Genomic DNA, 14,554 nt, shown 5'->3' with positions numbered 1-14,554 from the left:
GTCGGGGTAGCCGGATTCGAACCGGCGGCCTTCCGCTCCCAAAGCGGACGCGCTACCAAGCTGCGCCATACCCCGGGGCACGCGGGACCGAGCGGATGATTTCGGATTCCCGCGGGCGCCGCCCTAGGCTAGCGCTGCCCTCGCGGTGCACGCCGACGAGGTGCGCGGGCGTAGCTCAATGGTAGAGCCCCAGTCTTCCAAACTGGCTACGCGGGTTCGATTCCCGTCGCCCGCTCCATCGCTCGTCGCCCGTCACCAGTCCGGGCGCCCGAGCACGTCCCGGTGCCGCACGAGGGTGCGGCGCCGCGCGGGCACCCTCGACCACACTGCCTGCTGCAGCGCGAGGGTCAGCGCGCCGGCGGCCGCCATCCCGGCGAGGTTGAGCCCCAGCTGGGCGAGCGAGCCGCTCACCTCGTGCCACGCCCCGAACGCCGCGCCGAGGGCGACGTTGCCCGCGGCGGGCACGGTGGTCACCGAGATGAAGACCCCGGACAGGCCGCCGGTGCGCGCCGAGGTCAGCGACAGCACGCCGGCCGCCGCCGCGACGACGGCGACGACGAAGCTCCAGCGGTCCGGGGTGTAGATGAACGCCGTCGCCGGCCGCTCGCCGACGATGTCCTCGTAGGTGACCCAGCCGAGCAGCCGGCCGAGCAGGCCGGCCGCGAAGGTCACGACCATCCCGACGACGAAGCCGAGCACGAGCGTGCGCGCGGCGATGCCGAACAGGCCCCACTTGCGCCGCACGAGCGCGAGGCCGATGGCGGCGACCGGTCCGAACTCCGGCCCGAGCACCATCGCCCCGATGACGAGGATGGGGGAGTCGAGGACGATGGCGACGCCGGCGATGAGGGTCGCGAGCACCATGAAGGACACGTACGTCCAGTTGAGCTCCGAGTCGCCGTACGCCCGGTGCCCGACCTCGGTCCAGACGACGGCGTCCGCGCTCGCCCCCGGGGCGAGGCGCTCGGCCTCGAGCCCGGTGCGCGAGAGCCAGGTCTCGACCGGCTCGACCCGGATGGTGCCCTCCTCGTGCACCCCGAGGTCGCGCAGCGCCTCGATGACGGGGTTGGCGCCCTCCCGCGCGATGTCGGCGGTGACGACGTCGCCGGGCGGGACGAGCGAGGCCCCGCGGTGCACCGCCAGCCCGGTGACGTAGTCGTCGGACCGCAGGAGGGTGAGGACGTCCTCGGTCAGGGACCCGGGGACCGAGAGGCGCAGCGACAGCACGGCGCCAGTGTGCCCGAGCGCCGGGCCCGCGAGGGCGGACCCGGCGCTCGGGCCGCCGGTCACTTGCCCCCGGTACCCCCGGCGCGGAAGGCGACCCACGCGTCGCTCATGCGCTCGGCCTGGCCACGGGTGAACATGTTCATGCAGGAGTCCTGCGTGTAGTCCATGAAGTTGTGGATGGGGTCGAGGCCGGGCGCGCTGCACGTGTCCGCGCCCACCGGGCAGTCGAACTGCGGCTGGGCCTCCTTCGGGGTGTCGGTCACGTAGTCGCCGGAGGCCGAGCACCCGTGGTTGAAGGTGTGCTCGAGCATCAGCCAGTGCCCGACCTCGTGGGTGAGCGTGTCGCCCTCGGCGTACTTGCCCGCGGTGCCGCCCGGCATCGACTCGTCGAGCATGACGACACCGTCGATGTAGTCCCGCCCGTTGTTGTACCCCTTGGGGAAGTACGACCAGCCGAGCAGGCCGCCGCCGATGTTCGCCGCGTACACGTTGAGGGTGCGTGAGTCGCCTTGGTGGAGCGCCTTCTTCATGTCCCTCTCGTTCTTGCCCGGCACGACGGTGTACCAGGCGGGGTTCGTCGTCCACGTCGTGCCGACCAGGCGGAAGCGGAACGGGGTGTCCGCGGCGTCGGCGGCGGTGCGCCCGGCGTAGGAGTCGTTGAGCACGGTCATCTGGGCCGCGATGAGGCGCGTCCAGCGGGCCTTCTCGGCAGCGGTGAAGCCGTCGTCGGAGACCATGTGGAAGACGGTGGGGACGGTGACCTCGCCGTTGCCGAGGTACGGCGCGTCGGGCAGGACGCCGTAGGCGTTGGCCTGGTTGTCGGGGTAGAGCTTGGGCTCCGCCGCGCTCGCGCCGTCGGCGACCCGGGCCGCGCTGCCGGCACAGGCCTGCACCTGGGGGGAGGGAGTGCCGGCGGCGGCGGCGCCGGAGACGGCCGCCGGCGCGCCGAGCGCCGTGACGAGTGCGCCGGCGGCGGCGAGCCGGGTGAGGGCGGAGGTCAGCGAGGTCATCGAGGTCCCTTCGGTCGGGCGACCCGTTCGGGTGCGCGCGGTGCTTGCGGAAGGTACCGGCCCGGGACGCCGCGCGGGAGGGCCCGTGCCCGCCCTGTGCGGTGAACGGCCGATTCGGCCGCCCCGGGGCGGGCCGCTAGCATGGGCCTTTGGCGTCGTCCCGGTCGTCCGCGCCCTCGCGCGGCCCGGAGCGCCCGGCCCCGCCCGGTCCGACGACGCCCGACCGTCAACCCCGACACCCCAGGTGGAGTCCCCGAAGTGAAGAGTGCCGTCGAGACCCTGAGCCCGACCCGGGTCAAGCTGACCGTCGAGGTCCCGTTCGACGAGCTGAAGCCACTGCTCGACGACGCGTACCGCACCATCGGCGCGCAGATCCAGGTCCCCGGCTTCCGCAAGGGCAAGGTCCCCGCGCGGATCATCGACCAGCGCGTCGGCCGCGGTGCCGTCGTCCAGGAGGCCGTCAACGAGGCCCTCCCGCGCTTCTTCGCCGAGGCCGCCGAGGCCGAGGAGGTCCGCGCCATCGGTCAGCCCGACGTCGACGTCACCGCCGTCCCGCTCGAGGACGGCCAGGACCTCGAGTTCACCGTCGAGACCGACGTCCGCCCGACCATCGAGCTCCCCGAGCTCACCGGCATCGCGGTCACCGTCGACGACGTCTCCGTCGCCGACGACGACGTCGAGGAGCGGCTCACCGCGCTGCGCGAGCGCTTCGGCACCCTCGTCGGCGTCGACCGCCCCGTCGAGGACGGCGACCACGTCTCCATCGACCTCTCGGCCGAGATCGAGGGCGAGGAGATCGACTCGGTCACCGGGGTCTCCTACGAGGTCGGCAGCGGCAACATGCTCGCCGGGATGGACGAGGCGCTCCTCGGGCTCTCCGCCGGCGACACGACGACCTTCACCGCCCCGCTCGCCGGTGGCGACCGCGAGGGTCAGGACGCCGAGTGCACCGTCACCGTGCAGTCGGTCAAGGTCCGCGAGCTCCCCGAGCTCGACGACGACTTCGCCCAGCTGGCCTCCCAGTTCGACACCCTCGAGGAGCTGCGCGCCGACGTCGTCCAGCAGGCCGAGCAGGCCAAGCGGTACGAGCAGGGCATCCAGGCCCGCGACAAGGTCCTCGAGCACCTCCTCGAGACCGTCGACGTGCCGGTGCCGGACGGCATCGTGCAGGCCGAGGTCGACGCCCACCTCGAGGGCGAGAACCGGATGGAGGACGACGAGCACCGGGCCGAGGTCGACGAGTCGACCCGCAAGGCGCTCAAGGCCCAGTTCCTCCTCGACGCGATCGCCGAGCAGCTCGAGGTCCGCGTCGAGCAGCCCGAGCTCATCGAGTACCTCGTGATGAGCGCGCAGCAGTACGGCATGGACCCCAACCAGTTCGCCCAGGCGCTCGACCAGCAGGGCCAGGTGCCCGCGATGGTCCAGGAGGTCGCCCGCCGCAAGGCGCTGGCCGCCGTCCTCGACGAGGCCACGGTCACCGACGCCAGCGGCAACGCCGTCGACCTCGACGCGCTCGTGCCGGACGCCGAGGGTGACGAGGCCGCGGACGCCGCCACCGACGAGGCCGCCGACGCCACCGAGGACACCGAGGAGCCGGCGAAGGCCTGACCCGGGTCGCCGACCCCGGCGACTTCTTGCGCATCCCCCACCTCGGGAGGCCCGGTCCGGGCCCGTCGAGGTGGGGGATTCGCCATGAGTGGGGCACCGGGGGCCGGCGCCCCGGGTCTCCGTGGCGTCCGCGGGGTCAGGCGGGCGGCGGAGCGGTCGTCGTGCCGACCCGGAGCGAGACCGGGAACGGCTCGTCGGCGACCGCCTCGCCCTCGAGCGCCCGCCGGACCAGCCGCCCGAGCGCCCGGCCCTTCTCGACGCCGGGCTGCAGCACGGTGGTCAGGGTCGCGTCGAGCCACGGCAGGTCGACCCCGTCGAAGCCGGTGACCGAGAGGTCCTCGGGCACCCGCAGGCCGAGGGACTCCGCGGCCCGCACCACCCCGGCCGCGAGCAGGTCGGCCTGGCAGACGACGGCGGTGGGGCGCAGGGGCGCGGGACGCTCGAGGAGCAGCCGGCCGGCCTCCTCGCCGGCCCCGACGGTCAGGTCGGCGGCCTGGACGACGGGCGCGTCCGCGCCCACGAGCGACCGGAAGCCGCGCAGCCGACCGGCGGCGTCGGGGTACTCCGCGCCCTCGACGTCGCTCACCCGGACCGGCCCGGTCACCGCGCCCGGGTGCAGGGCCATCGAGACGTGCGCCACCCGGGTGTGCCCGAGGTCGAGGACGTGGCGGGTGGTCAGCCCGATCGCGGCCTCCTCGTCGGTGCGCACGTGCGCGATGCCGGCGGCCTCGGGGGAGCCGCTGCCGACGAGCGGCACGCCTCGCGCCGTGAGGTGGGCGACGACGGGGTTGTCCCGGACGCCGCACAGCGGGAAGACGGCCGCGTCGAGGGCCTGGCCGGCCAGCTGGGCGACCGCCCGCTCGGGGTCGTCGGCGGGCTGGGCGACGAGCAGCATCGTGCGCCCGGCGACCTCGAGCTCGTCGGCGAGGCCGTCGAGCACGGCGAGGGCGAACGGGTCGCGGAACGCGTAGCGCAGGGGGGCCTCGACGACGACCGCCACCGTGCCGACCCGGCCCTGGCGCAGGGAGGACGCCAGCGGGTCGGGGCCGGCGAACGCGAGGGCGGCCGCGGCCTCGCGCACCCGCTCGGCCGTGGCCGCGGAGACCGGACGCTTGCCGCTGAAGACGAGCGACGCGGTCGAGGTCGAGACGCCCGCGCGGACGGCGACGTCGCGCAGCGTCGGGCGACGGTCCCCGGCTTGACGTGGGCGGCTCATGCGTCGGAGAATATCGAATCGATTCGATCGAATCGATTCGACCCTCGGCGCGGCCCTCACGAGCCCGTCGCCACCCAGCCCCGAGAGAGCCCGTGAGCACCGCCATGTCCGCCGCCGCGCCCGCCCTGCCCCGCGAGCGGGTGACGACGGCCCGCACCGCCGTCTTCGTCGTCTTCGCCCTCGCCGGCCTCGTCTTCGCGTCGTGGGCGGCCCGCATCGCGGACACCAAGGTGGCCCTCGGGCTGAGCGCCGGCGAGCTCGGCGCCACGCTCCTCGCGGCGAGCGTCGGCTCGGTCACGGGCCTGCCCCTCGCCGGGCGGGTCAGCGGCCGGATCGGTGCCGGGCGGACCGTGACGGTCGGCGCGGGCGTCTCGCTGGTCGGGCTCCTCGCCACCGGCGCGGTCGTCGACGCCCACGGGTCGCGCTTCCTCGTCATGGCCGGCCTCTTCCTCGTCGGCCTCGGGGTCGGCCTGTGGGACGTCGCCATGAACCTCGAGGGCGCCACGGTGGAGCGCGAGCTCGGGAGCTCGGTCATGCCCCACTTCCACGCGGCCTTCTCCGGCGGCACCGTGCTCTCCGCGCTCGTCGGGGCCGGGATGTCGGCCGCGCACGTGCCGTTGACCCTCCACTTCGCGGGTGCCGTCCTCGTCACGGTGGCCGGCGCCGCCTGGGCGCTGCCGCGCTTCCTGCCGCGGGCCGCGGAGGACGAGCCGGCCGGGGCCGAGGGCGTGGCCCCACCCCGGCAGCGGTCGGCGTGGCTCGAGCCGCGCACCCTGCTCATCGGGGTGGTCGTCCTCGCGGCCGCGTTCACCGAGGGCACCGCGAACGACTGGCTGGCCGTGGCCTTCGTCGAGGGCCACGAGCTCCCGGCGTGGGCGGGCGTGCTCGGCTTCGCGACCTTCCTCACCTTCATGACGGTCGGCCGGCTCGTCGGCACCCACCTCCTCGACACCCGCGGACGGGTCCCGGTGCTGCGGGTCAGCTTCGGGCTGGCCGTCCTCGGCGCGGCGCTCGTCGTCTTCGGGGCCGACTGGCTCGCGTTCGTGGGCGCCGCCGTCTGGGGCATCGGGGCCGCCCTCGGCTTCCCGGTCGGGATGAGTGCCTCCGCCGACGACCCGCAGCGCGCCGCGGCCCGGATGTCGGTCGTCGCGACGATCGGCTACGTCGCCTTCATCGCGGGTCCGCCGCTCCTCGGCTTCCTCGGCGACCACGTCGGGGTCCTCCACGCGCTCCTCGTCGTCGGCGCCCTCGCCGTCCTGGCCCTGTCCGTCGTCCCCTCGGTGCGCGAGCCGGAAGGTCGTCCGGCCGCGCAGCGGCGGGCCGCGCCGGCGGCGGGGGGGCCGGTCGGCTGAGCCCGTCCGGGGTCCACCCGGGGCGGTTGTGCTCACGGCGAACACGGCGCCGGTGGTGGAGTGCCGCGGGGTGGGCGGGCGTTAGGGTCACTGACAGGAACGACCCCATCACGAGCGAGGAGCATCCCAGCGTGACCAGCACCGAGATCGTCGCCGCGGGCGAGGGCCAGAAGGCCGGCCTCGACGACTCCATCTACAACCGTCTCCTCAAGGAGCGGATCATCTTCCTCGGGTCCGACGTGCGTGACGACAACGCGAACGCCATCTGCGCGCAGATGCTGCTGCTCGCCGCCGAGGACTCCGACAAGGACATCTGGCTCTACATCAACAGCCCCGGCGGCTCGGTGACCGCCGGCATGGCCATCTTCGACACCATGCAGTGGGTGCCCAACGACGTCGCCACGGTCGCGATGGGGATGGCCGCCTCGATGGGCCAGTTCCTCCTGTCCGCCGGCACCCCGGGCAAGCGCTACGCCACCCCGCACGCGCGGGTCATGATGCACCAGCCGTCCGGCGGCATCGGCGGCACCGCGTCCGACATCAAGATCCAGGCCGAGCAGCTGCTGCACATCAAGAAGCAGATGGCCGAGCTCATCGCCGAGCACACCGGGCAGACCGTCGACCAGATCGAGGCCGACTCCGACCGCGACCGCTGGTTCACGGCGGCGGAGGCCAAGGAGTACGGCTTCGTCGACCACGTGATCACCAAGGCCGACATGGCGGGCCGGCACGCCGACAACCCCGTGACGTCGGACTGACCCGGCCGAGACGACGCGAGAGAGAGACATGAACGCAGACCTGACCGGCCGGCTCCACGTGCCGGGCCCGCAGAGCCGCTACATCCTGCCGCAGTTCGAGGAGCGCACCTCGTACGGCATGAAGCGCCTCGACCCGTACACCAAGCTCTTCGAGGACCGCATCATCTTCCTCGGCGTGCAGGTCGACGACGCCTCGGCCGACGACATCATCGCCCAGCTCATCGTGCTCGAGTCCCAGGACCCCGACCGCGACATCCTCATGTACATCAACAGCCCGGGCGGCTCGTTCACGGCGATGACGGCGATCTACGACACGATGCAGTACATCCGCCCGGACGTGCAGACCTTCGTCATCGGGCAGGCCGCGTCCGCGGCCGCGGTGCTGCTCGGCGCCGGCGCGAAGGGCAAGCGCTTCGCGCTGCCGAACAGCCGCGTACTCATCCACCAGCCCGCGATCGAGGGCACCGGCGGCATGGCCTCCGACCTCGAGATCCACGCCAACGAGATCATCCGGATGCGCGAGTGGCTCGAGGAGACGATCGCGCACCACAGCAACCGGACGGTCGAGGAGGTCCGCAAGGACATCGAGCGCGACAAGATCCTCTCCGCCGAGGGTGCCAAGGAGTACGGCCTCGTCGACGAGGTCCTCGCCTCGCGCAAGGCCTCGAGCGTCTGAGCCGCCGCCCACCGCACCACCGCCGCCGCCCGGTCCCCGCGACCGGGCGGCGGTCTCGTCCCCACCCCCGGTTCCCGTCCCGCCGCCCCGACCTCGCCCCGCCGCCCCGACCTCGCCCGGCCGGGGCGTCATGACGCGCCGGCAGAGCGATGGAACGGCGGTATGACGGAGTCGGGTCGACCTCGCCGTGCCGACCCGGTCCTGCCGGCCCGACCCGACCTCGCCGTGCCGACCCGGTCCTGCCGGCCCGACCCGATCTCGCCTCGCCGTCCCCATCTCGTCCTGACGCGTCGGTGCCGCCGTGCCGCAACGCCGACCTGGGGCCGGGGGCTGTGGACAACCCGACGGCCGGTCCCGGAGGTGCTGCCACGCTCACCGGATGACGGCTCTCCACCTTCCGGTGCCCCTCGACCCCGGTCTCCTTCGGCTCGGGGTCGACCTGCGGCGCGCGGGCGTCGAGCCGAGCCGCGCCGTGGACGACTGGCACCATGTCCGCCACGGCGTGTGGGTACCGAGCGCCCACTGGGCCGAGCTCGCGCCGGGTCAACGCCACGCCGCCGTGGTGCACGCCGCGGACCTCGTCCGCCGACCGGGTCACGACCGGGTCGTGGCCGCGTGGTCGGCCGCGGCGGTGTGGGGGATGCCCCGGGTCGAGGACTGGCCCTCCTGCGTCGGCGTGCTCAGCCACTCACGCCGCGCCAGCCGGTCGGGTGGTCTGTGCCCCGTCGTCGGTGGCGACACCGAGCCCGTGACGGTGCAGGGGCTGAGCGTGACGCCACCCGCGCGCACCGTGGTCGACCTCGCGCGGACCGGCACCCTCGAGTCAGCCGTCGCAGCCGCCGACCACGCGCTGCGGAACGGTCTGTGCACCGTCGCGGACCTCTCGGCCGAGGTGGCGGCCGTGGCCCCTCGGGTGGCCGGGCGTCGCACCGCGGCCCTCGTGCGCGACCTGGCCGACCCGGGCAGCATGTCGGCCGGTGAGAGTCTCTCCCGGGTGCAGATGTACCTGCTCGGGCTGCCACGACCACGCCTCCAGGTGCCGTACACGGACGACCGAGGACTCATCGGCTACACCGACTTCGGCTGGGCCGGCGTCGTCGGGGAGTTCGACGGCCGGGTCAAGTACCGGGTCCCCGAGGGAGCGGACCCCGAGACCGCTGCGCAGGTGCTCTGGGAGGAGAAGCAGCGGGAGGACCGGCTGCGTCGCCAGGCGCGGGTCGCTCGCTGGGTGTGGAGCGTCGCCCTCGACCGGCCCGCCCTCGGGCGCCTGCTCGGGAGTGTCGGGATCCGGCCCGAACGTCACAGCACGTGGTTCGACCTCGGCGCGTCCGTCAGCTGAGCGAGTGGTGACTCGTCCCGCCTCCGGCTGCCGGGTGGTGCCGTGCCGGGGTGGCCTCACCGTGCCGTGGTGGCCTCACCGCGCCGGGGCGGTCTTGCCGTGCCGGGGTGGCCTCACCGCGCCGGGGCGTCATGGCGGGGCGGCGGGGCGAGGTGGCCGCGGCAGGGCGGGATGGGGGCGGCGAGGCGGGACGACGGCGGCAGGGGCGAGGTGACGGCGGCAGGGCGGGGTGAGGGCGGCGAGGCGGGGGCAGCGGGCGTCAAGACGGCGTCAGGACGCCGTCAACACGGCGTCGACGCGGACCGGGCCGGCCGCTGCGGTGGTGCGCTGGACGCATGCGCGACCGTCGTGACCTCACCCTGCTGCACGTCGCCGCGGCCGTCGGGCCGTTCGCCGTCGCCGCGCTCCTCGGCACGGTGCGCGAGTCCGTCGAACCGGCTCCGGCCGCCCTGGTCCTCGTGCTGTCCGTCGTCGCCGTCTCGGCGGCCGGGGACCGCGTCTCGGGGGTGGTCGCCGCCGTGAGCGCGGCGCTCGGGTTCGACGTGTTCCTCACCGTGCCGTACCTCAGCCTCGCCATCGCCGGCCGCAGTGACGTCGAGCTCGTCGTCGTGCTCGTCCTCGTCGGGCTCGCCGTGAGCGAGATCGCGCTCCGGGGCCGCCGCGCCCAGGGCGTCTCGGCCCGCCGGGAGGGGTACCTCTCCGGCGTCGCCGCCCTCCTCGACCTCCCCGACGGGGTCGGCCGGGCCGAGCGGGGTGCCGCGCTGGCCCGGGCGGTGGCCGAGGTCGTCGGGGTCGAGCGGGCCCGATGGCACGACGGACCGCCCGACCGTCGCGACGCCGTCGTCGACGCCGAGGGGGTGCTGACGCTCGAGGGCCGGGTCCTCGACCCGGCCCGGGACGGCCTGCCGACCGACCGGGTCACCGCGGTCCCCGCGAGCGAGGGCGGCACGGTGCTCGGGCACGTCGCGCTGACCGCCGCCGCGCGGGTCGTCCGGCCGGGGGCCGAGCAGCTGCGGGTGGCCGCCCTGCTCGTGCGGGTCGCCACCCGCGGCGGCGCCCCGGGCGACCGCGCCGTCCCGGAGGGCGGGAGGCCGCCGGGCGCCGCGTTGCGCTGACAGCGAACCGACGCGACGCGCCGGGCCGGTGGGGGCTTCAATGGGTGCGACGGGATCCGTCGGCGGGTACCGTCGGGGGCGTTGTCGAGCCGAGGTGGAGGACGTTCCGTGGCACGAGTCGGAGAGACCAGCGACCTGCTGAAGTGCTCCTTCTGCGGCAAGTCGCAGAAGCAGGTCAAGAAGCTCATCGCCGGCCCCGGCGTCTACATCTGCGACGAGTGCATCGACCTCTGCAACGAGATCATCGAGGAGGAGCTCGCCGAGTCCGGCGACCTCGGCCTCGACGAGCTGCCCAAGCCGCGCGAGATCTTCGACTTCCTCGAGAACTACGTCGTCGGCCAGGACGTCGCCAAGAAGGCCCTCGCCGTCGCCGTCTACAACCACTACAAGCGGATCCAGGCCGGCGAGGCGGGCACGAAGAAGGACGCCGACCACGTCGACATCGCCAAGTCGAACATCCTCCTCATCGGGCCCACCGGCTGTGGCAAGACCTACCTCGCCCAGACCTTGGCCAAGATGCTCAACGTCCCCTTCGCCATCGCGGACGCGACGGCCCTGACCGAGGCCGGCTACGTCGGCGAGGACGTCGAGAACATCCTCCTCAAGCTCATCCAGGCCGCGGACTACGACGTCAAGAAGGCCGAGACGGGGATCATCTACATCGACGAGGTCGACAAGATCGCCCGCAAGTCGGAGAACCCGAGCATCACCCGCGACGTGTCGGGCGAGGGCGTGCAGCAGGCGCTGCTGAAGATCCTCGAGGGCACGACCGCGTCGGTGCCCCCGCAGGGCGGGCGCAAGCACCCGCACCAGGAGTTCATCCAGATCGACACGACGAACGTGCTGTTCATCGTCGGCGGTGCGTTCGCCGGGCTCGAGAAGCTCATCGAGTCGCGCAACGGGAAGAAGGGTCTCGGCTTCGGTTCCGAGCTGCACACCCCGAAGGACCTCGCCGAGAGCATCCACGAGGTCATGCCCGAGGACCTGATGAAGTTCGGCCTCATCCCCGAGTTCATCGGCCGCCTGCCGGTCATCACCACGGTGTCGCCGCTCGACGTCGAGGCGCTCGTGCGCATCCTCACCGAGCCGCGCAACGCGCTCGTCAAGCAGTACCAGAAGATGTTCGAGATCGACGGCGTCGTCCTCGAGTTCAGCGACGACGCCATCGAGGCGGTCGCCGAGCAGGCCCTGGCCCGCGGCACCGGTGCCCGCGGTCTGCGGGCGATCATGGAGGAGGTCCTCCTCCCGGTGATGTTCGACGTGCCGAGCGACGAGGAGATCGCCAAGGTCGTCGTGACCCGCGACGTCGTCCTCAAGAACGTCAACCCGACCATCGTCCGGCACGAGCCCGAGAGCGGTCGCAAGCGCACGCCGCGCAAGCGTTCCGCCTGACCGCACCCCGTCCCGTCCGGCGGCGGCTCGGCTCAGCGGGTCCGGGTGGCCCGCCAGACGAGTGCGGCCGTCCCGGCGACGAGGAGGAACGCGGCCGCCAGGACCCACGGTCCCGCCCCGGCCGGCGTGCTCGACCCGAGCACCCCGATGCCCGCGGCGATCCCGCCCACGGTGGCGACGACGAAGCCCTGGGTGACCCAGCGGCGCACCGCGGCGTCCGGCAGGGCCGCGCCCGGTGGGTAGGCGGCGAGCATCGACAGGGCGAGGTGCGTGCCGACGACGGCCGCCCCGGTCACCGCGGCGAGCGCCCAGTCGGTGAGCGACACCGGGGCCTCGCGGGCCACGCCGACCCCGACCACCTGGAGGACGAGGAGGGTGAGGGCACCCCAGCCGGCCGGCCGGTGCAGGGCCCACGCGGTGGCCACCACGAGCAGGGGGGCGAGGAAGGGCAGCAGACCGGGAAGCGCCACGCCGGCGACGAGGAGGACGAGGACGTCGGCGCCGACGACGACGCCCAGCGCGGCCCGGCGCCAGCGGGCGGCGGGGGTCATCGGGGCGTCCCCGCACCACGCGCCCGCCGGCCGACACCGCGCAGGACGAGGTCGAGCGAGCCCGGGCCCCGCCAGCGCACGACGGGCACACCGGCCGCCGCGCAGCGCCGCACCTCACGCTCGCGGTCGAGGAGGCGCAGCCGCCAGACGAGCGAGGCCGTGCGGTCGTCGTCCTCGACACCGGTGGCGGCGCGCAGCTCCTCCGGCGCGGGGTGCCCACCGCCGAGGGACTCGGGCAGGGTGTCGACGACGATGACGACGTGCCCGCTGCGGGCGAGCCGGACGGCGTGGGCGAGCGGTTCGGCGGACACGAGGGCGGAGAGGATGACGACGACCGCGCCGGGCGGGACCGCCCGGCCGAGCTGGGCCCGCAGGGCTCGCTCCTCGCCGATCGTGCCGGTGCTCGGCTCGGCCCGGCCGAGGGCGAGGAGGAGGCGGGTCAGCTGGTGGTTGCCGCCGACCGCCGGTACCTCGACGAGCCCGGCGCCGCCGAGGACCGAGAGCCCGACCCGGTCGCCGGTCGAGAGGTAGTGGGCCGCGAGCGCGCCGGCCGCCTCGACGGCGGTGTCGAGGCTCGAGGAGGCTCCCGTCGCGGCGTCGTGCTCGCCGAGGTCGCGCAGGCCGTCGACGACGAGCCGCACCTCGGCGTCCTGGTCGGCGTAGGCCGTCGTCACGTGGAGGGTGCCGGTGCGCAGCGACACCGGCCAGTGGATGCGGCGCAGCCGGTCCCCGGTGCGGAAGGCGCGGATGTCGGCCAGCTCGGTGCCGCTGCCCGGGCGGGTCGAGCGGTGCTGTCCGACCAGCCCGACCGGGTGCGGGAGGGCGGCCCGCGAGGCGAACAGCCCGGGCCGCGGGACGCTGCTCACCGACTCGACCCGTTGTTCCGGGCTGACCCAGGCGAACCCCGCGAGGTCGGAGAAGGCGACGACCTGGGCCGGGCCGAGCCGGCGCACGCCCCAGCGCACCGCCTCGGCCGAGATCGCGACGGGGGTGTCGGGCGCGGAGCCGTCGCGGGCTCGCTCGACCGTGGCCGCCACGTGCCCGTGGACCGGCACGGTGCGGGTCCAGCGGTCGCCGGCGAGGTGGGCGACGACGTCGCGCAGGCCGGGGACCGATTCGACGTCGACCCGCCAGGTCAGCGACTCGCCCTCGCGGACCACCCGGGTGTCGAGCCGGCTGGTGATCCGGGGCGCGTGCCTGGGCGCGGTGACGAGGCTCCACACGACGACGGCGAGGAGGGGCACACCGGCCACCGCGAGGTCGCCGCGGCCCAGCCCCGCCCCGAACGCGAGCATCGCGAGCCCCACCGCGGCGGCCCGGCCGAGCGCGCGGGTGGGGCGCCAGCGAGCGGTCACGCCGTGCGGACCGGCGTGCGCGGGGTCGGGACGGTGCGCAGGACGTCGGCGACGATGCTGCGCGGGGTGACGTCGCCCATCCACAGCTCGGGCCGGACGACGACCCGGTGCTCGAGGACGGACGGCGCGACGGCCTTGACGTCGTCCGGGGTGACGTAGTCGCGACCCCGCACGAGCGCGGTGCCGCGCGCGACGAGCATGAGGCCGAGCGAGCCGCGGGGGGAGGCACCCATCAGCGAGTGCTCGTGCTCGCGGGTGGCCCGGGCCAGGGCGACGCAGTACCGGCCGACCTCCGCCGGCACCGTGACGTCCTCGAGGGTGGCCTGCAGCTCGAGCAGCTCGGTGGCGTCGACGACCTGGCGGGCCTGCTGGTCCTCCTGCCGTCGCGAGATGCGGCGGTCGAGGACCTGCCACTCCTCGTCGGCGGCGGGGTAGCCGAAGCTGACCCGGACGAGGAAGCGGTCGAGCTGGGCCTCGGGCAGCGGGTAGGTGCCCTCGTACTCGACCGGGTTCGCGGTGGCGAGGACGTGGAAGGGCCGGGGGAGCGGAAAGGTCTGCCCCTCGACGGTCACCTGGTGCTCCTGCATCGCCTCGAGCAGCGCGGCCTGGGTCTTCGGCGGCGTCCGGTTGATCTCGTCGGCGAGGAGCAGGCCGGTGAACACCGGGCCCCGCCGGAACTCGAAGGCGTGGCTGCCCTGGTCGTAGACGAAGCTGCCGGTGAGGTCGGAGGGCAGCAGGTCGGGGGTGAACTGGGCTCGGGTGAAGTCGAGCCCGAGGGCCTGGGCGAAGGTGCGGGCCGCCAGCGTCTTGCCGAGACCGGGGTAGTCCTCCATGAGCACGTGTCCGCCGGCCAGCACGGCCGCGAGGACCACCTCGGTGGCCGCCCGCTTGCCGACGACGACGGTGTCGACCTCGTCGAGGACGGCGAGGGCACGGCGGTGGGCGGTGGGGATGT

At 74.4% G+C, this 14,554-nt stretch carries 13 protein-coding genes and 2 tRNA genes; 8 read left to right on the top strand and 7 right to left on the bottom strand.

Annotated features, from left to right (window positions below; genetic code table 11):
* Position 1: 1 nt before the first annotated feature.
* Positions 2-75: transfer RNA gene (locus PKA89_RS02400), tRNA-Pro, on the bottom strand.
* An 89-nt stretch (positions 76-164) separates the two neighbouring features.
* On the opposite strand from PKA89_RS02400, the gene PKA89_RS02395 reads away from it, so the two are divergent.
* Positions 165-238, top strand: a tRNA-Gly gene (locus PKA89_RS02395).
* A gap of 14 nt (positions 239-252) precedes the next feature.
* On the opposite strand, the gene PKA89_RS02390 is transcribed toward PKA89_RS02395, so the two are convergent.
* Together PKA89_RS02390 and PKA89_RS02385 are read right to left on the bottom strand one after the other, a co-directional pair.
* The gene (locus PKA89_RS02390) at positions 253-1,227 is read right to left on the bottom strand and encodes a DUF389 domain-containing protein (RefSeq protein WP_324416238.1); all 975 of its coding nucleotides are present in this window, start codon (positions 1,225-1,227) and stop codon (positions 253-255) included.
* Positions 1,228-1,286: 59 nt separating this feature from the next.
* On the bottom strand, positions 1,287-2,237 hold the full coding sequence (locus PKA89_RS02385) for a zinc metalloprotease (protein ID WP_324416236.1): 951 nt from the start codon (positions 2,235-2,237) through the stop codon (positions 1,287-1,289).
* 258 nt (positions 2,238-2,495) lie between these two features.
* Here PKA89_RS02385 and tig point away from each other — a divergent pair, with 258 nt between their 5' ends.
* Positions 2,496-3,845, top strand: coding sequence for a trigger factor (tig, locus tag PKA89_RS02380; RefSeq protein ID WP_324416234.1), 1,350 nt, complete (start codon positions 2,496-2,498; stop codon positions 3,843-3,845).
* A gap of 136 nt (positions 3,846-3,981) precedes the next feature.
* Here the strand turns inward: tig and PKA89_RS02375 are convergent, their stop codons facing one another.
* On the bottom strand, positions 3,982-5,061 hold the full coding sequence (locus tag PKA89_RS02375; protein WP_324416232.1) for a LacI family DNA-binding transcriptional regulator: 1,080 nt from the start codon (positions 5,059-5,061) through the stop codon (positions 3,982-3,984).
* A 92-nt stretch (positions 5,062-5,153) separates the two neighbouring features.
* Between PKA89_RS02375 and PKA89_RS02370 the strand changes: the two genes are divergently transcribed.
* From PKA89_RS02370 to clpX, 6 genes are all read left to right on the top strand, one after another.
* The gene (locus PKA89_RS02370) at positions 5,154-6,413 is read left to right on the top strand and encodes an MFS transporter (protein ID WP_324416230.1); all 1,260 of its coding nucleotides are present in this window, start codon (positions 5,154-5,156) and stop codon (positions 6,411-6,413) included.
* A 131-nt stretch (positions 6,414-6,544) separates the two neighbouring features.
* The gene (locus PKA89_RS02365; RefSeq protein ID WP_324416228.1) at positions 6,545-7,171 is read left to right on the top strand and encodes an ATP-dependent Clp protease proteolytic subunit; all 627 of its coding nucleotides are present in this window, start codon (positions 6,545-6,547) and stop codon (positions 7,169-7,171) included.
* A gap of 28 nt (positions 7,172-7,199) precedes the next feature.
* Entirely contained in the window at positions 7,200-7,847 is a 648-nt protein-coding gene (locus PKA89_RS02360; protein ID WP_324416226.1) for an ATP-dependent Clp protease proteolytic subunit, read from the top strand.
* A gap of 379 nt (positions 7,848-8,226) precedes the next feature.
* Positions 8,227-9,186: a hypothetical protein gene (locus PKA89_RS02355; RefSeq protein WP_324416224.1), complete on the top strand. Its 960-nt coding sequence runs from the start codon at positions 8,227-8,229 to the stop codon at positions 9,184-9,186.
* Between the two features lie 335 nt (positions 9,187-9,521).
* On the top strand, positions 9,522-10,301 hold the full coding sequence (locus PKA89_RS02350; RefSeq protein WP_324416222.1) for a DUF4118 domain-containing protein: 780 nt from the start codon (positions 9,522-9,524) through the stop codon (positions 10,299-10,301).
* A 108-nt stretch (positions 10,302-10,409) separates the two neighbouring features.
* Positions 10,410-11,693 (top strand): ATP-dependent Clp protease ATP-binding subunit ClpX, encoded by a 1,284-nt coding sequence (gene clpX, locus PKA89_RS02345; RefSeq protein WP_324416220.1) that lies wholly within the window; start codon positions 10,410-10,412, stop codon positions 11,691-11,693.
* Between the two features lie 32 nt (positions 11,694-11,725).
* Here clpX and PKA89_RS02340 read toward each other — a convergent pair whose 3' ends face one another.
* Genes PKA89_RS02340 through PKA89_RS02330 form a run of 3 tightly spaced genes read right to left on the bottom strand, consistent with a single transcriptional unit; the run spans position 11,726 to position 14,552 of the window.
* Positions 11,726-12,244, bottom strand: coding sequence for a hypothetical protein (locus tag PKA89_RS02340; RefSeq protein ID WP_324416218.1), 519 nt, complete (start codon positions 12,242-12,244; stop codon positions 11,726-11,728).
* The gene (locus tag PKA89_RS02335; protein WP_324416216.1) at positions 12,241-13,599 is read right to left on the bottom strand and encodes a DUF58 domain-containing protein; all 1,359 of its coding nucleotides are present in this window, start codon (positions 13,597-13,599) and stop codon (positions 12,241-12,243) included. The genes PKA89_RS02340 and PKA89_RS02335 overlap by 4 nt, the downstream gene beginning before the upstream one ends.
* Positions 13,596-14,552, bottom strand: coding sequence for a MoxR family ATPase (locus PKA89_RS02330; protein WP_324416494.1), 957 nt, complete (start codon positions 14,550-14,552; stop codon positions 13,596-13,598). Before PKA89_RS02330 ends, PKA89_RS02335 begins: the two co-directional genes overlap by 4 nt.
* Between the last annotated feature and the right edge of the window lie 2 nt (positions 14,553-14,554).

The organism is Phycicoccus sp., assembly GCF_035325325.1.
Taxonomy (GTDB): Bacteria; Actinomycetota; Actinomycetes; order Actinomycetales; family Dermatophilaceae; genus Phycicoccus.
Note: the sequence above shows the minus strand (reverse complement) of the source record. Positions and strands in the feature narration are given on the sequence as shown.